This is a genomic window from Megasphaera stantonii, from assembly GCF_003367905.1.
GTDB lineage: Bacteria > Bacillota > Negativicutes > Veillonellales > Megasphaeraceae > Megasphaera > Megasphaera stantonii.
In genome coordinates, this window is sequence record NZ_CP029462.1 from 2,507,539 (window position 1) to 2,528,267 (window position 20,729).

Annotated in this window: 18 protein-coding genes and 2 riboswitches; of the genes, 13 read left to right on the forward strand and 5 right to left on the reverse strand. The window is 55.9% G+C overall.

Features of this window, described 5'->3' with window-relative positions:
- Positions 1 to 22 precede the first annotated feature (22 nt).
- Positions 23 to 820, reverse strand: a complete 798-nt coding sequence (locus tag DKB62_RS11810; RefSeq protein WP_107195715.1) for a DUF4931 domain-containing protein — start codon at positions 818 to 820, stop codon at positions 23 to 25.
- A gap of 126 nt (positions 821 to 946) precedes the next feature.
- Here DKB62_RS11810 and mutY point away from each other — a divergent pair, with 126 nt between their 5' ends.
- The 7 genes from mutY to DKB62_RS11845 all read left to right on the forward strand — a co-directional run bounded on the left by mutY (position 947) and on the right by DKB62_RS11845 (position 9,317).
- Positions 947 to 2,008: an A/G-specific adenine glycosylase gene (gene mutY / locus DKB62_RS11815; protein WP_232818759.1), complete on the forward strand. Its 1,062-nt coding sequence runs from the start codon at positions 947 to 949 to the stop codon at positions 2,006 to 2,008.
- 23 nt (positions 2,009 to 2,031) lie between these two features.
- Positions 2,032 to 3,267: a metallophosphoesterase gene (locus DKB62_RS11820; protein ID WP_240320112.1), complete on the forward strand. Its 1,236-nt coding sequence runs from the start codon at positions 2,032 to 2,034 to the stop codon at positions 3,265 to 3,267.
- A gap of 23 nt (positions 3,268 to 3,290) precedes the next feature.
- Entirely contained in the window at positions 3,291 to 4,292 is a 1,002-nt protein-coding gene (locus DKB62_RS11825) for a nucleoid-associated protein (protein ID WP_107195717.1), read from the forward strand.
- A gap of 153 nt (positions 4,293 to 4,445) precedes the next feature.
- The gene (locus DKB62_RS11830) at positions 4,446 to 5,345 is read left to right on the forward strand and encodes a LysR family transcriptional regulator (protein ID WP_095629651.1); all 900 of its coding nucleotides are present in this window, start codon (positions 4,446 to 4,448) and stop codon (positions 5,343 to 5,345) included.
- A 129-nt stretch (positions 5,346 to 5,474) separates the two neighbouring features.
- Positions 5,475 to 5,611, forward strand: a riboswitch (FMN riboswitch).
- A 99-nt stretch (positions 5,612 to 5,710) separates the two neighbouring features.
- Positions 5,711 to 7,252 carry an FGGY-family carbohydrate kinase gene (locus DKB62_RS11835; protein ID WP_232818760.1) on the forward strand — a complete coding sequence of 514 codons (1,542 nt, stop codon included), beginning with the start codon at positions 5,711 to 5,713 and terminating at the stop codon, positions 7,250 to 7,252.
- Positions 7,253 to 7,530: 278 nt separating this feature from the next.
- On the forward strand, positions 7,531 to 8,391 hold the full coding sequence (locus tag DKB62_RS11840) for a 3-hydroxybutyryl-CoA dehydrogenase (RefSeq protein WP_087477468.1): 861 nt from the start codon (positions 7,531 to 7,533) through the stop codon (positions 8,389 to 8,391).
- Between the two features lie 143 nt (positions 8,392 to 8,534).
- Complete coding sequence (locus tag DKB62_RS11845; RefSeq protein ID WP_087477467.1) at positions 8,535 to 9,317, forward strand: short-chain-enoyl-CoA hydratase; 783 nt, start codon at positions 8,535 to 8,537, stop codon at positions 9,315 to 9,317.
- 74 nt (positions 9,318 to 9,391) lie between these two features.
- Here DKB62_RS11845 and cshA read toward each other — a convergent pair whose 3' ends face one another.
- Complete coding sequence (cshA, locus tag DKB62_RS11850; protein WP_095629650.1) at positions 9,392 to 10,981, reverse strand: degradosome RNA helicase CshA; 1,590 nt, start codon at positions 10,979 to 10,981, stop codon at positions 9,392 to 9,394.
- Positions 10,982 to 11,147: 166 nt separating this feature from the next.
- Here cshA and DKB62_RS11855 point away from each other — a divergent pair, with 166 nt between their 5' ends.
- Both DKB62_RS11855 and DKB62_RS11860 read left to right on the forward strand, forming a co-directional pair.
- On the forward strand, positions 11,148 to 13,301 hold the full coding sequence (locus DKB62_RS11855) for an ATP-dependent helicase (RefSeq protein ID WP_107195718.1): 2,154 nt from the start codon (positions 11,148 to 11,150) through the stop codon (positions 13,299 to 13,301).
- A 42-nt stretch (positions 13,302 to 13,343) separates the two neighbouring features.
- Entirely contained in the window at positions 13,344 to 13,967 is a 624-nt protein-coding gene (locus DKB62_RS11860; protein WP_107195719.1) for a CatB-related O-acetyltransferase, read from the forward strand.
- 124 nt (positions 13,968 to 14,091) lie between these two features.
- Here DKB62_RS11860 and DKB62_RS11865 read toward each other — a convergent pair whose 3' ends face one another.
- The 3 genes from DKB62_RS11865 to DKB62_RS11875 form a co-directional block, all read right to left on the reverse strand.
- Positions 14,092 to 14,583: a flavodoxin family protein gene (locus DKB62_RS11865; RefSeq protein WP_095629648.1), complete on the reverse strand. Its 492-nt coding sequence runs from the start codon at positions 14,581 to 14,583 to the stop codon at positions 14,092 to 14,094.
- 133 nt (positions 14,584 to 14,716) lie between these two features.
- Positions 14,717 to 15,370, reverse strand: coding sequence for a methionine ABC transporter permease (locus DKB62_RS11870; protein ID WP_087477463.1), 654 nt, complete (start codon positions 15,368 to 15,370; stop codon positions 14,717 to 14,719).
- Positions 15,351 to 16,394, reverse strand: coding sequence for a methionine ABC transporter ATP-binding protein (locus tag DKB62_RS11875; protein ID WP_087477462.1), 1,044 nt, complete (start codon positions 16,392 to 16,394; stop codon positions 15,351 to 15,353). Before DKB62_RS11875 ends, DKB62_RS11870 begins: the two co-directional genes overlap by 20 nt.
- A gap of 95 nt (positions 16,395 to 16,489) precedes the next feature.
- A riboswitch (SAM riboswitch) is annotated at positions 16,490 to 16,587 on the reverse strand.
- A gap of 459 nt (positions 16,588 to 17,046) precedes the next feature.
- On the opposite strand from DKB62_RS11875, the gene DKB62_RS11880 reads away from it, so the two are divergent.
- From DKB62_RS11880 to DKB62_RS11895, 4 genes are all read left to right on the forward strand, one after another.
- On the forward strand, positions 17,047 to 18,501 hold the full coding sequence (locus DKB62_RS11880) for a sensor histidine kinase (RefSeq protein ID WP_240320114.1): 1,455 nt from the start codon (positions 17,047 to 17,049) through the stop codon (positions 18,499 to 18,501).
- Positions 18,479 to 19,168, forward strand: coding sequence for a response regulator transcription factor (locus tag DKB62_RS11885; protein WP_107195721.1), 690 nt, complete (start codon positions 18,479 to 18,481; stop codon positions 19,166 to 19,168). The genes DKB62_RS11880 and DKB62_RS11885 overlap by 23 nt, the downstream gene beginning before the upstream one ends.
- 28 nt (positions 19,169 to 19,196) lie before the next feature.
- Complete coding sequence (locus DKB62_RS11890; protein WP_107195722.1) at positions 19,197 to 19,610, forward strand: EamA family transporter; 414 nt, start codon at positions 19,197 to 19,199, stop codon at positions 19,608 to 19,610.
- A gap of 185 nt (positions 19,611 to 19,795) precedes the next feature.
- The gene (locus DKB62_RS11895) at positions 19,796 to 20,728 is read left to right on the forward strand and encodes an NAD-dependent epimerase/dehydratase family protein (RefSeq protein WP_107195723.1); all 933 of its coding nucleotides are present in this window, start codon (positions 19,796 to 19,798) and stop codon (positions 20,726 to 20,728) included.
- The last annotated feature ends 1 nt before the right edge of the window (position 20,729 follow it).

Here is a 20,729-nt window from a genome sequence, read left to right on the forward strand (position 1 = left end):
CTTTCTGTATTGGGATTTGGCGTCAAACAGGCTGCGTCAGCTGCTGTTTCAGGGCTTCTATGAACCGTTCCCGGTGTCCCGGATTGGATATTTGGGGAATCATGTAGCCGACGAACAGGGGGTTGGTCAGGAAGCGGGGCATGATCTTGACGTACAGCTTGTCGTCGCCGGGGAAGTCGTAGAAGAAGATGTTGTAACTGTCGTTGCTGCGGATGAATTTGAACATGAAGTAGTCTGCCGTGCGCTGCATATAGCGTACGAACTGGGGAAGCTTTTTCTCGTCGGAGAGGATGAGGTTGATTTCATAAAATCCGATGATAGGCCGCAGGGACAGGTTGACTTCTATGCCTTCTTCGCAGAGGATGGGCGTACCGGAGAAGTGGCAGGACTGAATGTCGTCGTGGTAGTCGTAGTGCTCGAAGCCGACGATCTGCGAGTGGGGATGGTGAATCGTCCCGCCCGACATGTAGCCGTGGTTGCGGTAGAATACGACAGAGCCGCGGCGGAAGCGTTCCATGGCCTTGACCTGACGCCATTTTTCCAGTCCGAAGCGGATGAGGTCGACGGCGTAGGCGGCGTCGTAGGTGGAAAAGTCGCCGTCGCAGTCGTCCGTTTCGATAATCAGGGTCTGCCAGGAGTTCTTCAGGACGGGGTAGGCGTTTTCCAGCCAAATCATATGACCTCTGGTATCCATGATGTTCTTCAAATGGGCTACGTCGCAGAAGGGGCAGTACGATTCGTCGCGGTGGACCGTATCGGGCTTCGTTTTCCCTATGTCTAAATTGTATTCAAGAATATGGTGCAATGGATTCTGTTCCATAGTGTGTGCTCCTTTTTTATTCATTATATATTGTAGCATACGGACTGCCTTTTTTAAACATGATGCGATATAATTATAGATACAGCTTTTCCGGCGACGGGGAAGCTGCGAAAGGATGGTAGATATATGAAGGATAACGATATGAAGGATGGGGCCTTGTGGTCGCCGGTGCTGCTGCAATGGTTCGACGCCTACGGGCGGGACCTGCCGTGGCGGCGCGACGTGCCGCGGGACCCGTATAAGGTATGGGTGTCGGAAATCATGCTGCAGCAGACGAAGGTCGAAGCGGTGCGGCCCTATTACGACAGCTGGATGGACCGCTTTCCCGATATTCCCACGCTGGCGGCGGCCTCGCAGGACGACGTGCTGCGCCAATGGCAGGGGTTGGGGTACTACTCGCGGGCCCGCAATCTCCACGAGGCCGTGCGCGAGGTTGCAGCAGCCTACGGCGGCAAGGTGCCGAAGAATAAGAAGGATATACTGGCCTTGAAGGGCGTAGGAGACTACACGGCCGGGGCGATCCTGAGCATCGCCTACGGCGAGGCTGAGGCCGCCGTAGACGGCAATGTCCTGCGGGTCTTCGCCCGACTATACAATATAGACGGCAACATCTTGTCGGGGCCGGTGAAAAAGGAAATTACGGCCTTGGTGCAGGCTCAGATTCCCCAAGGCCGGGCCGGGGCGTTCAACGAAGCGCTGATGGATTTCGGGGCCATGATCTGCATTCCCAAGCATCCCCGCTGCGGCGAATGCCCCTTGGCCGATATATGCATGGCGAAGCGGGCCGGCCGGGAGCAGGAGCTGCCCGTGCGCATCGTAAAGAAAAAGGTGCCGACAGAGCCGGTGACGGTCGTCGTCGTAGAGGACAATGGACGCTGGCTCATCCACCGCCGGCCGCCGCAGGGCTTGCTGGCGTCGATGTGGGAGTTTCCCAACGGGACGGACGGCTTGGACGGCGTACGGCAGCTGACGGCCAGTGCAGGCGTCATGATTGACGTCGATGACCAGCCGGTAGGAACGCTGAAGCATGTGTTTTCTCATAAAATATGGCAGATGACCATATACGAAGGCCGCCAGATCGGCGGAGAGATTGCAGAAAAGGAGGATTGGCAGTGGCTGCCGCGGCGCGACGTGACGTCGGTCCCCTGGGCGGGGCCTCACGGTAAAATCACTGCGATGGCGAGATGAAGGGACCCTTTTTTATCAATTTCATGATCATCATGTCGTGCATCTGCGTATGCTCCGCCGTGCTGTGGAACTACATCTACCGCCGCAGCCGCTGGCTGGCGCTGGTCGTCTTCGTGGCGGCAGCGACGGTTATTGCCGGCGCAGGCCTGTCTTACTACGGGCGAGTGTTTCCGGCTGTGCAGGGAACTGTCGAGGGGATGCTCCTCATGTACGGATCCTTGGGGGCTATCAGCTGGTTTTTCCTGTTTTTCCTGGCCTTTCCCGTCTTGGTCGTCGCCTCTGCCGCTGTCTTTATCGAGCGGCGTCTGCGGCGGTGGAAGCAGAAACGGCGCGGCGTGACGACTATGCCGCCTGTACCGCCGGAGAAGGGGCGGGGGATTACGCGGCGTTCCTTCCTGCGCGGCGTCGCGGCGGTCATCCCCGTGGCGGCGGCCGGCACGAGCGTATTGGGGAATTTCGTTGGCGAGAGCTATCTGGCCGTAACACGTCACGACTTGCACTATCCTGACCTGCCGGACTACCTCGACGGCTATAAAATCGGCCAGATTTCCGACGTTCACCTGGGGCTGTTCGTCAGTCCCGAGCGGCTCCGCGAGGCTTTGGAGGCGCTGGCGGCGGAGGGGGTAAGCCGCGTGGAAATTACGGGCGACCTTATCGATGAGCTGTCTCTCCTGCCGCAGTGCGGCGACGTGCTGCGGGAGATGGCGGCGAAATTTCCCGACGGCATAGATTACTGCTACGGCAATCACGAGTATTACCGCGGCCTTGAGGCGATTACGGCCTTGCTGGAAACGACACCGGTACGCATTTTGCGCAACAGCGCCGTAGAGGCGTCGGCCGGGCGGGGAGAGGGCTTGGCCGAACGGTCCGGCCAGGATGCCGCTCCCTTTTACGTTGCCGGCGTAGACTACAGCTTTGCCCGCGGCGACGAAGCCTTTACGGCCCAGCGGCGGGAGTACGTGGCTCAGGCTTTGGACGGCGTGCCCGAGTCGGCCTTCGTCGTCATGCTGGCGCATCATTCCGATTTCATCGACGAAGGCTTTGAACGGCGCATTCCCTTGACGATGTGCGGCCACACCCACGGCGCCCAGTTCGCCCTTATCGGGCCTGTCGTCGAGTCCGTCGGCTTCAAGTACCTGCGCGGCATGTACCGCCAGGGCGGCTCATACGGCTACGTCAACCGCGGCACGGGCCATTGGCTGCCCTTCCGGGTATTCTGCTCCCGCGAGGCGACGGTCTTTACCCTGCATAAAGGATAAACAGGAGGAAACAACAGATACGTATGATGATACAAAAAGCGATTTTACATATATTGGATTTCAATACGAACATGTGCATCTTGTCGCAGAAGGACCTCGATTTCAGCAGCGACGTCGTGTACGAATACGTGGACAAGCGCATGAACCGCATCCTGCAGGACGCAGGCCAGCAGACGGGCGTATTTTACGCGACGAGTAATTATCAGGCCCTGCTGCAGCAGCTCATCGGTGGAGAAATCAGCTTCGACGAGTTCGCCTCGCAGACGGCGCGGCAGCTCTACGACATCTTGTCGCACTGCGACGGGCCGTCGTCGCTGGACGTCCTCGTCGTCGATTTCAATGACGACGCCGATGTGCGCTGCATCGGCGTGCTCCTGCTGGACAACAAGACGGCCTACACCCATCAGATATTGGACGACGACGGGGCGGTGTACAACAAGCTTATCAAGCATTACGCTATCCTGCCCGGCGCGTCTCAGAAGATAGAGGCCTACGCTCTCATACACTGCGGCGATTTCTCCATCCGCTTTGTCGACAAGAAGCGGCAGATGGACGGGGAAGACATCTATATCCTGCCGGAACGGCTCCTGCAGTGTACGTCGGTCATTTCGGCCAAGGACGCCGTCAAGCTGGTCAGCAAGATTGCTGCCAAGGTCGCCGAGGATCACGGCGGAAATACGGTAGAAGTCTTGTCGAAGGCTAAGAATTACCTTGTCGAAAACGCCGAGACGGCCGAAGCCTTTTCGCCGCAGGACTTGGGGGCAGAGGTATTCGCCGGTTCGCAGGCCATGCGGAATGAATTTGCCGCCCAGCTGGAAGAAGCCAAGCTGCCTGCCGACGTGCCTATCGCCAAGGCCTTTGCCGAACGGGCCGGCCGCAGCCACAAGATCAAGACCGACACGGGCATTGAAATCATTTTCCCGTCGGAATACATCGAAAACACGGACTATATCCAGTTTATCAATAATCCCGACGGCACCATTTCCATCGAATTGAAGAATATCGGAAAGATCATCAATAAATAAACGAGAGAGGGCTTTTTCCCGCAGAGGAGAAGGCCCTTTTTCCTTGCAGCAGCTCCAAGATTGAATTTTATGGGGAAAAATGATACGATTACGTATATATTTTAAGAATGGCCTTCAAGGTTCGAGGGATGTTTGCCGAAAGGGGAATGGGACATGGAACTGCGCGTGCTGAAGTATTTTTTAGTCGTTGCCAGAGAAGAGAATATTACGAAGGCGGCCAAGATGCTGCACATCACGCAGCCTACCTTGTCGCGCCAGCTCATGCAGATGGAGGAAGAGTTCGGCGTGTCCCTGTTCAAGCGCAGCAAGCACAGCATCATACTGACTGAGGAGGGCATGATACTGCGCCGCCGGGCCCAGGAGCTCGTCGACCTGGCCGAAAAGACGGCGAAGGAAGTGTCGCGGCAGGACGAGGTCATTTCCGGCGAAATCGCCATCGGCTGCGGCGAGACGAAGAATCTGGAGCCTATGGCCAAGGTCATGGCGGCCTTTCAGCAGGCCTATGGAGAGGTGCAGTTTACCTTGTATACGGGCATTGCCGACGACGTGAAGGAGCGCATCGAGCAGGGAACCCTCGATTTCGGACTACTCATTGAGCCCGTAGACGTGAGCAAGTACAGCTACCTGCGCATGCCTCTCAAGGACCGCTGGACCGTGCTGATGCGGCAGGATCATCCCATGGCGGCGAAGGAGGCCGTCGAGCCGCAGGATCTGGCGGGGCAGCGCCTCATCATGCCGGCCCGCTTGTCCGTAAAAAATCAGGTCGAAGCCTGGCTGGGGCGATGGCAGTCCGACGTGCGCCTGGCCGTGTACATGAATCTGTCGGCATACAACAAGATGGTCCTGACGGACAACGGCGTCGGCCTGGCCTTGGGGCTGGACTTCGACACGGTCTTGCCGGGCTTGTGCATGCGCCCTATGAAGCCGTTCATCGAAAACGGCAGCTACATGGTCTGGAAAAAGAACCAGTTCTTGTCGCCGCTGCTGGAACGGTTCATCGAGTTTACGGAAGTATATCTGCAGGAGCACTATGGAGCGCAGCGCGGTGAATAGGGCACCGGCGTCTGGACAAAGGCGTTTCACCGGGCGGGCTTTGCTTTTGCCGTCGTCTTACTTGTTTTTTCCATTCCATCGTAGTATGATATATATGTAAAAAATACATAATATATTTACATTAATATATTTAGTCTTTGAGGCAAGGTGAGAAAGGGAAATCCTTTCAGAGTCCTGACCGGCGGTGATAGTCCGCAACCTCCTGAGGGAGCTGACCCGGCGAAATTCCGGGACCGACAGTATAGTCTGGATGAGAAAAGACTTCGGGCGCGGCACAGGTGTGTTTGCCGTGCCGTTCTCAAGTGCGAAAAGGCTGGATGTATTCCGGCCTTTTTTTGATTTGCCGCAAGATAGAAGGGCAGGTAATGGATATGGAAAAGAAATATTATTTGGGATTTGACGCCGGGACGCAGAGCGTAAAGGTCGCCGTGTACAGCGAGGACATGGAATGCGTAGCTATGGATACGGCCAAGACGACGCTGTATTATCCTCACCCCGGCTGGGTGCAGATGGACGTAGACGAATATTACCGCCTCATCAAGCAGTGCATGGCGTCGTGCAGCCGCCAGCTGGAAGAGAAGGGGATTTCCCCAGCGGCAGTGCGGGCCATTATGGGCGACGGCATCATCTGCGGCATCGCCGGCGTCGACGCCGAAGGGAACGCCGTGACGCCGTACGTCAACTATCTGGACAGCCGCACGGCCGACGACGTAGAAGCGCTGAAAGAACTCAAGCTGGATATCTGGGCGGCCGAAACGGGCAACGCCGAGCCGAACGTCATGTTCCCGGCCATGTTTGCCCGCTGGTTCATGAAGCATATTCCGGCCTTTAACGAAAGGGGCGTCAAGTTCGTCCACAACTGCCCGTACGTCCTCATGCATCTGGCCGGATTGAAGGGCGAAGACGCCTTTATCGACTGGGGCGCCATGTCCGGCTGGGGCCTGGGCTACAACGTCGTGACCAAGGAGTGGTCGGACGAACAGCTGCGCATCCTGGGCATCGACAAGAAATACATGCCGCGCATCGTCAAGCCCTGGGATATTATTGGCCGTCTCTGCGAAGACGATGCTCTGGAAACGGGCTTCCCTGCCGGTATTCCCATCTGCGCCGGCGCCGGCGATACGATGGAATCCATGATGGGCAGCGGCATTCTGGAAGCGGGCAAGGCCGTCGACGTAGCCGGCACGTGCGCTATGTTCTGCGCCGCCACGGACGGCATCATTCCTGAATTGTCCGTACCGGGCAGCGGCCTCATCTTCAATTCGGGCACCTTGCCGGGAACGTATTTCTACTGGGGAATGGTGCGGACCGGCGGACTGGCCCTGCGCTGGTTCAAGGATTCGATTTGCCGCCGCGAAGACGACGACTACTATGCCGAGCTGGACGTGCTGGCAGCACGCCATCCGGCCGGCTGCGACGGGGCGATGTTCATCCCGTATCTGACAGGCGGCAACGGTGATTTCCCCCACGTGCGCGGGACCTTCACGGGCCTGACCCTCGACTCGGACCAGGGAGCGATGTGGCGCTGCGTCCTCGAAGGCATCGGCTACGACTACATGGAAGTTACCGACCGGTACCGGGCGGCAGGCATCGACTTGACGACCTTGACGATTACGGAAGGGGGCAGCCGCGACGATTTGTGGAACCAGATCAAGGCTGACATGCTGGACACGCAGGTATCAACGCTGCGCGTCGCCGGCGGCGCCGTGCCGACGAACTGCATTGTAGCGGCCTATGGAGCCGGCGACATTGCCGACCTCAAGCAGGCCCTCCAGCGGCAGCTCGCTGTCCACAAGACCTTTGGGCCGAACAAGGACAACACGGCCATGTACCGGCGGCAATACGAACAAAGACGCCGTATCTTGCAGGCCTTAAACGTCGGCGAAGGGCAAAAAAATGAATTGTGAAAAATTACATAATCTGGTATGACCAACGTTCATAATATAACGTAGTAAACGGCGCTTTTGGTATCGAATGATGAAATAAAAGTATTGGACATGGTTTATGTATTAAAAAAACGTATACATAATATGCAGTTTTTTGGAAAAATCGCGTTTTTTCGGTAGATTTTTTTGGAAAACGTGATATACTATGAGTGTAAGCAGTGAAACTTATTTTAATATCGCGCGTGAGTTTTTGAAAAGAACTCGTGAAAAAAATCACGCGAAATAAGGAGGAGTTTAACATGTTTTGTAAAAAGGTAATGGTTATTGGCGCAGGCACCATGGGTTCCGGTATCGCTCAGGTATTTGCTGTTAACGGTTGCGAAGTCGTTTTGAATGATATTAAAGACGAATTCATCGCCGGCGGCAAAGCTAAAATTGATAAAGCCTTGACGAAATTGGTCAGCAAGGAAAAAATGACGCAGGAAGAAAAAGACGCCGTAATGGGCCGCATTTCCGGTTTCGTTACCCGCACGGCCGACAACATGAAAGACATCGACCTCGTTGTTGAAGCTGCTATCGAAGATTTGAAAATCAAATCGGCTATCTTCAAAGAATTAGACGAACTCTGCCCGGAACACACGATCCTGGCCAGCAACACGTCCTCTTTGTCCATCACGCAGATCGGCGCAGCTACAAAACGTCCGGACAAAGTTATCGGCATGCACTTCTTCAACCCGGCTCCGGTCATGAAATTGATCGAACTCATCAACGGCATCGCTACTTCTGAAGATACGTTCGCAAAAATCAAAGAAGTATCCGAAGAAATCGGCAAATCCCCGGTTAAAGTTGCAGACTTCCCGGGCTTCGTAGGCAACCGCGTCGTTATCCCCATGATCAACGAAGCTATCCAGGCTTTGATGGAAGGCGTAGCATCCAAAGAAGATATCGACTCCGTATGCAAACTGGGCTTCAACCATCCGATGGGCCCCTTGGCTTTGAGCGACTTGATCGGCAACGACGTTGTCCTTCACATCATGGAAGTTCTCTATGAAGGCTTCGGCGATCCGAAATATCGTCCGTGCCCGCTCCTCAAAACGTACGTCAACGCTGGTTACCTCGGCCGCAAGACGGGCAAAGGCTTCTACGACTACACGAAATAATAGGCGAGCAGTACAAACACAACTCTATAAGCAAGCAATGTAAACTCAAGCGATTTATATTTGTCAGGCAGTGGGCGTGAGTATTCACGCCCCTTGTTTGCACGTCCTACGTGTGAATATATTATTTTGGGAGGGTTCTAATTATGGACTACAAAAACATTCTTTACTCGGCAGAAAACGGTATTGCAACGATTACGATCAATCGTCCGAAAGCTCTGAACGCCCTGAACACGGAAACGGTTTCGGAATTAAGAGACCTCGTCGGCAAAATCGCCGCTGATTCCGAAATTAAAGTCGTCGTTATCACGGGTTCCGGCAGCAAATCCTTCGTAGCCGGCGCAGATATCGTTGAAATGTCCACGAAGAATGCAGTTGAAGGTCGCGCATTCGGCAAAATCGGTCAGGATACGTTTACGGAAATCGAAAACATGCCGCAGCCGGTTATCGCTGCTATTAACGGCTTCGCTTTGGGCGGCGGCTGCGAACTGTCCTGCGCTTGCGACATCCGTTATGCTTCTGAAAACGCTAAATTCGGTCAGCCCGAAGTTGGCCTCGGCATTACGCCGGGCTTCGGCGGCACGCAGCGTCTGCCCCGTGTCGTTGGCCGCGGCTACGGCAAAGAACTGATTTTCACGGCTGGCATGATCGACGCTCAGGAAGCATATCGTATCGGCCTCGTAAACAAAGTTGTTCCTCAGGAAGAACTGATGGATACCGTATATGCATTGGCTAAGAAGATCGCGAAAAACGCTCCGATCGCCGTACAGCTCTCCAAAGCAGCTATCAACCGCGGTATCAACTGCGACGTTATCACTGGTATTGCTTATGAAGACGAAGTATTCGGCCTTTGCTTCGCTACGGAAGACCAGAAAGAAGGCATGGGCGCTTTCGTTGAAAAACGTAAAGCTACGTTCACAGGCAAATAATATCCTTGATATTGCCATATGAATAAGAAAAAACCGTATCCTCGTCAGAGGGTACGGTTTTTTTGATAGGCGAATTAGTCTTTAAAATAGGGCTTGAACACGGAGCGGTTCGGCTCCTTACGGACCTTCTTTTCGCCGCTGCGGCGGAACGTTCCCGACGCGTTGTCGTTTTGCTTCCGCGGCGCGAAGTGACGGCGTTTCGTATTGCCGCTTCGATAGTCTCCGCTGCGTTCGCTTCGGTCGTTTCGTTCGGAACGGTCGTTCCGGTCGCTGCGGTCGTGACGATAGTCGCGGCGGCGGTTTTTGTCGCCGTAGGGACGGCGGGAGCGGTGGACGCGCAGGGGCGCTTCTTCCGTAATGTTGACCGGCGTCGTGTCCGGCTCCTTCGTGAGCAGCTTGATGGCTGCCGACAAGAGGGCGACGGAGTCGAAGTGGGTGAGAAGCTCTTCGGCGTTGGCCCGGTAGATGCTGTAGTTGTCGTCTTCTGTCGCGGCGACGAGACGGCGGATAGCCGCCTGCTGGGCTCCTTCCAGGGCTTCCGAGAAGGTCGGGGCCTTGCGGCGGGCGATGCGCCGTTTGATGAGCCGTTCGATGGCCCGCAGGTGGTCGATTTCGCGGGGAATGACGAAGGTCGTCGCTTCGCCGCTCTGGCCGGCCCGGCCTGTACGGCCGACACGGTGGACATAGCTTTCCGGGTCCTGGGGCAAATCGTAGTTGAATACGTGGGTGACGCCGCTGATGTCGAGGCCGCGGGCGGCGACGTCGGTGGCGACGAGGATATCGATGGTCTTTTCCCGGAACTGGCGGATGACCGTGTCCCGTTTAGCTTGGGTCAGGTCGCCGTGAATGCCTTCGGCGGAATAGCCGCGCTTTTTCAGGGCTTCGGACAGCTCGTCGACGCGGCGCTTGGTGCGGACGAAGATGATGGCCAAATCCGGCTCCTGCAGGTCGAGAAGGCGGCAGAGGATGTCGAACTTCTGGCGGTCCGGCACTTCGATGTAGGACTGCTCGATGAGGTCGATAGTTACTTCCTTGGCCTTCATGCGGACGATCTGCGGGTCGTGGAGGAAGGTTTCCGCCAGCTGCTGAATGGGCTTGGGCATGGTAGCCGAGAACAGCAGGGTCTGACGGGTGCTGGGCGTGGCGGCCATGATGAGGTTGATGTCTTCGATGAAGCCCATGTCCAGCATTTCGTCGGCTTCGTCAAGGACGATCGTCGAAATATGGCTCAGGCTGATGGTGCCGCGCTTCATGTGGTCGATGAGGCGGCCCGGCGTGGCGACGACGATCTGCGGCGATTTGCGCAGGCGGCGCAGCTGCCGTTCCATATCCTGACCGCCGTAAATCGGCAGGGCCTGGATGTGGGTGAACTGGGCCAGGTGGTTGAGCTCTTCGGCGACCTGCATGGCCAGCTCGCGCGTCGGCGACAGGACGACGGCCTGTATTTCCTTCGACGGCTCGGACGCTAATATTTTTTCTAATACGGGAATGCCGTAGGCTGCCGTTTTGCCCGTGCCGGTCTGTGCCTGGCCGATCATATCGCAGCCCGACATGGCGACGGGGATGGCGTTTGCCTGAATCGGCGTCGGTTCTTCAAAGCCCATTTCGTTTAAGGCGTTGAGAATGACGTCGCTAATTTGTAAGGTTTGAAATTTTTCTAACATGTATGCCTCCTTTTGTATAACTTATTTATTATATCATTAGATAGATTAAAAGAATAGAGGGGGGCTGCGTTTTTGCGGCAGGAGAAATGGCTGGATTTCGTATTGAGCGGCGGCGGAATTCCTGTTATAATGAAAGAAACGAATGTTCGCAGAAAGGGAGGATACGATGATGGATTTGCTGCAGGGGCTGAACGACGCCCAGCGTCAGGCCGTGACGACGACGGAGGGCTGCGTGCGGGTCATCGCCGGCGCCGGCTCGGGCAAGACGCGGGCCTTGTCGTACCGGTTTGCCTTTTTAGTCAACGAGCTGGGCATCGTGCCGGGCCACATCCTCTGCGTCACCTTTACCAACAAGTCGGCGGCGGAAATGCGCCGGCGCATCCACAACCTGACAGGCGACAACGACACGGGCTACGTCAATACGTTCCACGGCTTCTGCGTATCGGTCCTGCAGGAAGACTGCCACGCCGTCCAGTATCCCAAGAATTTTCTCGTCCTCGATAATGCCGATATCGACGCCATGCTCCAGATGATTTACGAGGAACGGGGGCTCACGCTGCGCAATATGACCTTTTCCGCTGCCCGGGATATGATAGAAATGCGTAAGCTCGTCCATGAGCCGGAGTATTACGCTGACATGATTACGATGTCCCTGGAGCGGCTGAAACGGAAGTACGACGAAGCCGCGTCGGCTGCGGATATCATCTTCTACGGCTACTTGTACCAGGAAAAGAAATGCTTCGGCCTCGATTACAACGACCTCATCAAGTTTTCCCTGTATATTTTCAAGGAACACGACGACATCCGGCTGAAATGGCAGCGGCGGCTGGAGTACATCATGATCGATGAATTTCAGGATATCGACCTGCTCCAATACGAGCTCATGAGCGTATTGTGGGGCTATCACAAGAATTTGTTCATCGTCGGCGACCCGGACCAGACGATTTATACGTGGCGCGGCGCCAACGTGAAGTATCTCCTCGAGTTTGACAAAGCTTTCCCAGGGACGAAGACCATCGTAATGATGGATAATTACCGCTCGACGCCTCAGATTTTGGCGGCGGCCAACGCCCTCATCGACAACAACGTGTGCCGCATGGCCAAGTCTCTCAGGCCGACCTTGCCTGACGGCGACGCCGTGGTCTGTCATTTTGCCGAAAGCCCCCAGGCCGAAGGGCTGTGGATGGCTGGGCGCATGAAGGCCTTGCGCGAACGAGGCGTGCCTTACAAGGACATGGCCGTCCTGTACCGGGCCCATTACGTGACGCGGACTGTGGAGGAAGCGCTGTTGAAGGAACACATACCCTACGTCATATACAGCGGCGTCCAGTTTTTTAGCCGCAAGGAAATCAAGGATGCTCTCAGCTATTTGCGCATCATCGCCTATAAAGACGACCTGTCTTTCCGGCGGATCGCCAACGTGCCGAAGCGCAATCTGGGCAAGCGGCGCATGGCCTTTCTGCAGGAATACGCCGACACCCGCGGCTGCTCCCTGTACGAAGCGCTGGTCGAAACGATGGACGACGGCCTGTTTAAGGGGACGAAGGCCCGCCAGTTCGCAGCGCTCGTCGAGTCCTTTGCCGCCGAGTACGAGGGCCGGCCCGTGTCGGAGGTCCTGTCGGCAATCCTTGATACCAGCGGCTACGAGAAAGTCCTTCGTACCGAAGGCAGCCAGGAGCGGCTGGACAACCTGGCCGAACTCAAGCAGGCCGTGTACGAGTATGAAACGACGTGCGGCGAGGAAGTCACGCTGGAGCATTATTTGTCCCACGTGGCCTTGCTTACCAACGCCGACGCCGCGCCGGATGACGACAAGGTCAAGCTCATGACGGTTCACGCCGCCAAGGGGCTGGAATTTCCCTACGTATTCCTGTGCGGTCTGAACGAAGGCATTTTCCCGTCGCGGAAGGTGCGGACGATGCAAGCCATGGAAGAAGAACGGCGGCTGGCCTTCGTAGCCCTGACGCGGGCCGAAAGGGGCTTATATTTGTCCGAAGCAGACGGGCAGCACTTCGACGGCGCAGTCCGCTATCCGTCGCGGTTTATCCTGGATATGGGCCCGGATGTGCTGGCGTATGACAATCCGCCGCCGGACAGCCTCGTCCGGGCGACTCGGGACTACATCGAGTACAGCAGCAAATACTGGCCTGACCGGGAGGGCGAAAGGACCTTTGCGTCAGGACAGCGGGTACGGCACGCCGTCTTCGGCGAGGGGACCGTCATCGACGCCGATATGGACCGGCAAGCCTACGTCGTGCAGTTCGATGCCATGGACACGGCGCGGATGATTTCGTTCCGCGTGAAGCTGAAAGCCCTGTAACGCAGGGAAAGGGTTGTTGCAGAAGAAAGAAGGAATACGCCTATGAACCCGGAGAAAATCTATCCCCGTACGGGAGATAGGGAGACTGTCTACTTAAAGCCTGTCGTAACGAATCCCAACATACAAATCGGTGAGTACACGATGTATAACGATTTCGTTCGCGATCCGAGGCAGTTTGAAAAGAACAACGTCTTATATCACTATCCGATAAACAGAGATTCGCTGCGGATAGGCAAGTTTTGTTCTATTGCCTGCGGCGCCAAGTTTTTATTTGCCAGCGCCAACCATACGCAGGCGTCTGTATCTACGTATCCTTTTCCCATCTTTTTTGAAGAATGGGATTTGGATATAGGCGATGTGACGTCGGCCTGGGACTATAAGGGAGACATCGTCATAGGAAATGACGTGTGGATTGGCTACGAGGCCGTCGTCATGGCCGGCGTGACGATTGGCGACGGCGCGATTATCGGCGCGCGGGCTGTCGTGACGAAGGACGTGCCGCCGTATACGATTGTCGGCGGCGTTCCGGCTAGGGAAATTCGCCGGCGGTTTTCGGATGATGTGATTGCCCGGCTGCTGGAACTCAAATGGTGTGACTGGCCGGCAGAGCGGATTCAACGAAATATAAAGAATATACAAGCCGGTCGGTTGAACTTGCTGCTGTAAATACGGCATGCAAACCTTTCTATTGCAAGAGATGAAAAAAGCTGCTGGGAAACGCAAGTATTGCGTCTTCCAGCAGCTTTTTGGCATTTTATGTCGTGCCTGTCTTTGTGAGCGGCTCGGGAAATCAGGCTCCGAATAATTCGACGGCCTTAGCCGCCATGCGTTCGCCGTAGGTCAGGAAGGTTTCCCGGCTGCCATCCAGATCCTTGCTCAGGGCTACAGGCCCCAGGTGAATGACCGGCGCGCCGCAGGAGCCGCCGCCGGAATAGGTCATCATGCCGTGGACCATCATGTGGTCGAGGATGAGGCGGATGCCCAGGTCGCCGCCGCCGTGGAGATAATCCATCGTCGCGAAGGCTCCGCCCAGCTTGCCGGCGAGCTGGCATTTCTTGCATGGCCCTTCGAGCCAGGACTTGACGTCGGCGCAGACGCTGGCGAAATAAATAGGCGAGCCCAGGACGATGCATTTGCTTTCGGCAGCCCACGCTTCGTCCAAATCGTCGATAGAGCAGGCTTTGGCCTGGACGCCCTGTACCCGTTCCATGCCCTGGGCGATGATTTCGGCCATCTTCTGCGTGTGGCCCGTTTTAGAGTAATACAGTACCATTGCTTTCATACTTCATGCCTCCTTGTTGCATACGTATATATACATCTTACTCATACGGCCCTTTCTTTGTCAAATCCGGCGCTGTATAACATAACCCAGACCATGGCAGGTTCTGCTGCGGTCTGGGTTATATCGTATCTACTTATTTTTTATTTTTCTTGCGCGAGGCGAAGTCGCCGCAGGCCTGGATGAGGTTGACGCCTACGATGAGGATGATGATCGTCGCCAGCATGACGTCGGCGCGGAAGCGCTGGTAGCCGTAGCGGATAGCGATGTCGCCGAGGCCGCCGCCGCCGATTGCGCCGGCCATGGCCGAAGCGCCGATGAGGTTGACGATGAGGACCGTAATGTTGTTGATGATCGTCGGCAGGGCTTCGGGAATGAGGACCTTGCGGATGATCTGGAAGGGCGTGGCGCCCATGGATTCCGCGGCTTCGACGAGGCCGAAGTCGACGTCGCGGATAGACGTTTCAACGAGGCGGCTCAAAAAGGGAATGGCCACGATGGTCAGGGGCACGCAGGCCGCCGTCGTGCCGATGGACGTGCCGGCGATGATGCGGGTCAGAGGAATGATGGCGACCATGAGGATGATAAAGGGAATCGAGCGGATGATGTTGACGATGGTGCCCAGTATCTGATTGATAAAGCGGTTTTCCAGAATATGGCCCCGGCTGGTCGTGACCAGCGTAATGCCGAGGGGAATACCGATGATAGCGGCGATGATCGTCGCGACGGCGACCATGAAAACAGTTTCCTGAATGCCTTGGAGCATTAAATTAATGATTTCTTGGGACATATCCTAAAACCTCGCTTCCAATAGGTAATTCTTTAATATATTCAAATGCTTTTGCCTGTTGTTCCATAGAACCCATGATGACGACGATGAGATAGCCGAAAGGTTCGTCCTGAATGTAGTCGATGTTGCCGTAGAGGACGCTGACGTAGGTGTGGAAGCGTTGTACGACCGATGCGACGACAGGTTCGTTCGTAGCGGCTCCCTTGAAGCGCAGGCGGACGAGCATATCGTAGCCCGGCGCAGGCTGGTCCGTAATGCCCATCTTGGCGATGCCGGCGGGCAGCTCCATGTTGATAACCGATTTGACGAAGTCCTTCATCGTCTGGGACTGGGGATTGGTAAAGACGTCGACGACGCGGCCTGCTTCCTTGATGACGCCGCCTTCGATGACGGCGACGCGGTTGCAGATTTCTTTGATAACCGCCATTTCGTGGGTAATGATGACGATGGTAATGCCAAGGCGCTGGTTAATGTCCTTGAGCAGCTCGAGGATGGATTTCGTCGTCTGCGGGTCCAGGGCCGACGTGGCTTCGTCGCACAGGAGGATGTTCGGGTCGCTGGCCAGGGCCCGGGCGATGCCGACGCGCTGCTTCTGGCCGCCCGACAGCTGGGCCGGGTAGTTGAACTGCCGGTCCGTCAGTCCGACTAATTCCAAAAGGTCGGCGACTTTTTTCTGGATGGCTTCCTTCGATGCGCCGATGAGCTCCAGGGGGAAGGCGATGTTGTCGAAGACCGTCCGCGACGAGAGCAGGTTGAAATGCTGAAATATCATGCCGATATGCTTGCGTTCCGCCCGCAGCTGGGCGTCGGTCATGTTCGTCAGGTTCTTTTCGTCGATGATGACGTTGCCGCTCGTCGGCCGTTCGAGCATGTTGATGCAGCGGACGAGGGTCGATTTGCCGGCGCCGCTCTTGCCGATAATGCCGAAGATTTCGCCGTCTTCAATGGTCAGGTTGACGCCTTTGAGGGCGTGGACCTGGGCCTTGCCGTCGTAGGTTTTGGTAATGTTTTCCAGTTTTATCACAATATCAACTCCTTGATTCAGTACGAGTTCAACCCGGTGGCAGTACAACTAAAAAAGCCGTCAAACAGATGACGGCTCGGTATTTCGTGTATGTCGCTTCATCTGCCGGAATACTCCGTTGGAATTGGCACCTTCCCTGACGGGGGTTGCCGCAGCGTCATGGGGCCAGTCCCTCAGCTGCTCTGGATGAACTTGTATATTTGGTTGTTGCTTAACATATTATCACTAAGGGACGGGTGTTGTCAAATACAAGAGGTATCTCGCCGTGTAAAATATAAGAAAACAAAAGAAATAGGTGCGGCCTGCAAACCGGGAATTTCGTAAAAATGCAATATAAAAATCGGGGAAAAGAGATATTTTTTTGAAATAATGTGCCTGCATATTAAAGATGTTAAGGAAAACGGTTCATGTACTCTGCCGTAGAAAAGACAGGCCAGGGAGGTTTTATGAAGAATTTTTCCTTCGTTTAATTTTTGTTTATCTTTTCCGCATACACTGCAATAAGTATAACTATGCGAACGTATCAAGATATCTGCGGCGGCGTGGTATAATAGAAGGCAAGGCGCGTCATGCGGCAGGAAAGCGGGGAGAAGGACAGATGAACCTGAGAGATATACCTATTGGAAAACGATTGCTGTTGTCTAACTTTGTTATGATAGCCATTCCCGTGGCCTTTACTCTCGTCGTCAGCATCGCTATTTTTTTAGGCCTTCATTTCGGCAACATCAACAGGGCGGCGGCCATTTCCTTTCTCTGGCCGGAGAGCAACGGCCCGACCTTATCGGTGCAGTTTGAGCTGAGCCGCCTCTGCGTCCGCGCCGACTGGTATAACGGAGGAATGGGCCGGCTCATGCAGACGAGCGACCATTTGGAAGATCAGGGCCTTACGGTAGCGATTTCCCAGCAAGGACGAATCCTGTATGCGACGGAACATACGGACCCGTGGGCGACGATCGGCGAAGCGTACCGGCGCAGCCCGGGCAGCGGCGCGGCTCTCAACTGGTCGGACGAGGGCATCGCCTTCCATTATACGTCGCCTGAGACGGGCGTAGCCGTAGCCGTCGTCGGGCCGGTACAGCTGCGTAAGCACGGCGGCATTTGGGACCTCAGCTCGAAGAATATCGTAAAGGTTGCCTTTGTCGTCTTAGCCGTATTAGCAGTCCTCGTGACGATTGCCGTAGGTCTTTTCTTATCGCGCCTGCTGGCCCGGCAAATCGTCCGGCCTGTAGAGGAAATGCGGAACATCGCCGAAGACATCAGCCGGGGCAATCTGGATCACCCCGTCGTCGCCGACGGAAACGACGAAATCAGCCAGACCTGCCGGGCCTTTGAAACGATGCGCAAAGAACTGAAGGCGTCGCGGGAAATGAGGGACGCCTACGACAAGAACCGCAAGGAGCTCATCGCCGGCATTTCCCACGACCTGGCGACGCCCCTGACCCGCATCGAAGGCTATGCCAGCGGCTTGAAGGACGGCATTGCCGATACGGCGGAAAAGCGCCGCCATTACGTCGCCATGATTTTGGATACGTCGAAGATGATGACCCGCCTGGTGCGGACGCTGTTCCTCTTTTCCAAGTTTGATTTGGGACAGGTGGAATTCTGCTGGGAAAACGTAGACCTGTGCGGCTATTTGGAAGACTATACGGGCGAGCAGGCCGAGCATTTCCGCCATCAGGGACTGGACATTTCTTATAAGGCCTCTGTAGACGAGGCTGTCGTGGCTATGGACCGGACCCACTTCCAGCGTGTCGTGGAAAATATCATCGGCAACAGCGTAAAATATAAAGACGGCGACGAAGGCCATTTATCCATATCCCTGGACGCTGCCGGAGACGGCGCCGTACGGCTGACCTTTGCCGACGACGGCCGCGGCGTAGGCGAAAACGACCTGCCTAAGCTGTTCGATTCGTTTTATAGGACCGACAAGGCCCGCAGCAACGTGGCTAAAGGAAGCGGCCTGGGCCTGGCCGTAGCCAAGCAGATCATCGACGAAATGAAAGGGAAGATTTGGGCCGATCAGACCCAGCCCAAGGGACTGACGATCTGCATCGAGCTGCCTGTACAAAAGGAAGGAAACCATCATGAAGCATATACTGATCATTGAAGACGATAAAGGCATTGCCGAATTGGAAAAGGACTATCTGGAAGCCAACGGCTTCGCCGTGTCCATTGAAGTGGACGGCATCAAGGGGCAGGAGCAGGCGCTGCGGCAGCCCTTCGATTTGATTTTGCTGGACATCATGCTGCCCGGCCAGGACGGCTTCCAGATTTGCCGCCATATTCGCGAACATAAAAATATCCCCGTCCTCCTCGTGTCGGCCAAGCAGGAAGATATCGACAAGATACGGGGCTTGGGACTGGGCGCAGACGACTACATCGTAAAGCCCTTCAGCCCCAACGAGCTCGTCGCCCGCGTCAAGGCCCACCTGGCCCGCTATGACAGGCTGACGGCCCGGGAGACGTCGAAGAGCGTCCTCCAGTACGGCGACCTGGAAATCGACGAGTCGGCGCGGCGGGTTTTCATCGCCGGCAAGGAAATAGCGCTGGCCAATAAGGAGTTTGAGCTCCTCTTGTTCCTGGCGAAAAATCCCGACATGGTATTCAGCAAGGAGACGCTCTTTGACCGCGTCTGGGGCACCGAATCCCTGGGCGAAACGGCGACCGTATCGGTCCACGTCAACCGCATTCGCGACAAGATAGAAACAGATTCGGCTAAGCCGAAGTATATCGAAACGGTGTGGGGCGCAGGCTATCGGTTCCGCTCGCGATAAGGTATAACAGAAAGGGAGATGAAGTACTATGTGGGCGCTGTTAGCCCTAGGGTCGGCTGTGTTTGCGGCTCTGACGACGATCCTGGCAAAAATCGGCATCGAAGGTGTAAATTCCCATGTGGCGACGGCTATTCGGACGGCCGTGGCCTTAGTCATGGCCTTCGGCATGGTCTCCTTGACGGGAAACTGGGACGGTTTCGGCGGCATCAGCCGGAAGGGCTGGCTCTTTCTCATCCTGTCGGGCCTGGCGACGGGGGCGTCGTGGCTTTGTTATTACAAGGCGTTGCAGCTGGGCGACGTGTCCAAGGTCGTGCCCATCGACAAGCTGAGCGTCGTCATTACCCTGCTCCTGGCCTTTATCCTGTTTCACGAAATGGCGTCGCTAAAAGTCGTCGTCGGCGCAGTCCTCATCACCATAGGGACGCTGCTCATGGTACTATAACTGCATATGGCGTATGCGAGAACTGTCGCGCTTCGGCGCGGCAGTTTTTTGCGTTTATGTTCCGGAAAATTTCTTTACCCTCTGTTTATGCTTTCGTAGCTATTCGTTCAAACTTTGTTTAATTTTTCTCCCTATACTTGGGTTAAATGATAAAGACTTAAACATTAGGGGAAAGAGGGAGCATTATGAACATACTCGTTACCGGCGGCGCCGGATTTATTGGTTCGCATCTCGTACGCAAGCTGCTGTCTATGGGACACGACGTCCTCGTCGTCGACGATCTGCGCGGCGGCCTGCGGACGAACGTGCCCGAAGGAGCCGGCTTCGTCTGCCTGGATATCAACAGCCCGATGCTGCTCGACGTCATGGACCGAGGGCGGTTTCAAGCTGTCGTCCATCTGGCGGCCCAGACCCGCGTCGACGTGTCCATCAAGGATCCCTACGGCGATACGAGGGACAACGTCATGGGCACGGTCAACGTATTGGAATGCGCCCGCAAGACCGGCGTGCAGCGCGTCGTCTTCGCTTCGTCGGCAGCCGTATACGGCGACCCGCCGGAAACAGACTTGCCCTTGTCGGAAGACTATCGGCTGTCGCCCTTGTCCTTTTACGGCCTGAGCAAGGCGACGATCGAATCGTACCTGCGCCTGTATCATAAGTGGTACGGACTGGAATACGTCGTCCTGCGCTTTGCCAACGTCTACGGCGAACGGGCCGAAGTCGGCGGCGAAGGCGGCGTCGTCAACGTATTCGCCAAACGGGCGGCCTGCGACCTGGACATTACGGTATACGGCGACGGCAGCCAGTCGCGGGATTACATCTACGTCGGCGATATTGCCAACGGCATCGTCTGCGCCTTGACGACGGAGCAGGCTGACGAAGTATACCACCTGAGCACGGGACGGGAAGCGTCGCTCCTGGACGTGCTGGCCGAGCTGCGCCGGGCTTCGGGTAAAGAGCTGACGCCGAATTTTGCCAGGACGCGGAGCGGCGATATATACCGCTCCGTATTATCGAATGAAAAAGCCCGCCGCCTTCTGGGCTGGGAGCCGTACATGAAACTGAAAGACGGCATTATCCTGACATATCAGTATGCTGCGGGACAAGGGGGACGATGAG

What these genes read in the sequence shown, in the direction of transcription:
- DKB62_RS11810 (WP_107195715.1), bottom strand. Translation starts at nt 820, where the DNA reads ATGGAACAGAATCCATTGCACCATATTCTTGAATACAATTTAGACATA.
- mutY (WP_232818759.1), top strand. Translation starts at nt 947, where the DNA reads ATGAAGGATAACGATATGAAGGATGGGGCCTTGTGGTCGCCGGTGCTG.
- DKB62_RS11820 (WP_240320112.1), top strand. Translation starts at nt 2,032, where the DNA reads ATGATCATCATGTCGTGCATCTGCGTATGCTCCGCCGTGCTGTGGAAC.
- DKB62_RS11825 (WP_107195717.1), top strand. Translation starts at nt 3,291, where the DNA reads ATGATGATACAAAAAGCGATTTTACATATATTGGATTTCAATACGAAC.
- DKB62_RS11830 (WP_095629651.1), top strand. Translation starts at nt 4,446, where the DNA reads ATGGAACTGCGCGTGCTGAAGTATTTTTTAGTCGTTGCCAGAGAAGAG.
- DKB62_RS11835 (WP_232818760.1), top strand. Translation starts at nt 5,711, where the DNA reads ATGGATATGGAAAAGAAATATTATTTGGGATTTGACGCCGGGACGCAG.
- DKB62_RS11840 (WP_087477468.1), top strand. Translation starts at nt 7,531, where the DNA reads ATGTTTTGTAAAAAGGTAATGGTTATTGGCGCAGGCACCATGGGTTCC.
- DKB62_RS11845 (WP_087477467.1), top strand. Translation starts at nt 8,535, where the DNA reads ATGGACTACAAAAACATTCTTTACTCGGCAGAAAACGGTATTGCAACG.
- cshA (WP_095629650.1), bottom strand. Translation starts at nt 10,981, where the DNA reads ATGTTAGAAAAATTTCAAACCTTACAAATTAGCGACGTCATTCTCAAC.
- DKB62_RS11855 (WP_107195718.1), top strand. Translation starts at nt 11,148, where the DNA reads ATGATGGATTTGCTGCAGGGGCTGAACGACGCCCAGCGTCAGGCCGTG.
- DKB62_RS11860 (WP_107195719.1), top strand. Translation starts at nt 13,344, where the DNA reads ATGAACCCGGAGAAAATCTATCCCCGTACGGGAGATAGGGAGACTGTC.
- DKB62_RS11865 (WP_095629648.1), bottom strand. Translation starts at nt 14,583, where the DNA reads ATGAAAGCAATGGTACTGTATTACTCTAAAACGGGCCACACGCAGAAG.
- DKB62_RS11870 (WP_087477463.1), bottom strand. Translation starts at nt 15,370, where the DNA reads ATGTCCCAAGAAATCATTAATTTAATGCTCCAAGGCATTCAGGAAACT.
- DKB62_RS11880 (WP_240320114.1), top strand. Translation starts at nt 17,047, where the DNA reads ATGATAGCCATTCCCGTGGCCTTTACTCTCGTCGTCAGCATCGCTATT.
- DKB62_RS11885 (WP_107195721.1), top strand. Translation starts at nt 18,479, where the DNA reads ATGAAGCATATACTGATCATTGAAGACGATAAAGGCATTGCCGAATTG.
- DKB62_RS11890 (WP_107195722.1), top strand. Translation starts at nt 19,197, where the DNA reads ATGTGGGCGCTGTTAGCCCTAGGGTCGGCTGTGTTTGCGGCTCTGACG.
- DKB62_RS11895 (WP_107195723.1), top strand. Translation starts at nt 19,796, where the DNA reads ATGAACATACTCGTTACCGGCGGCGCCGGATTTATTGGTTCGCATCTC.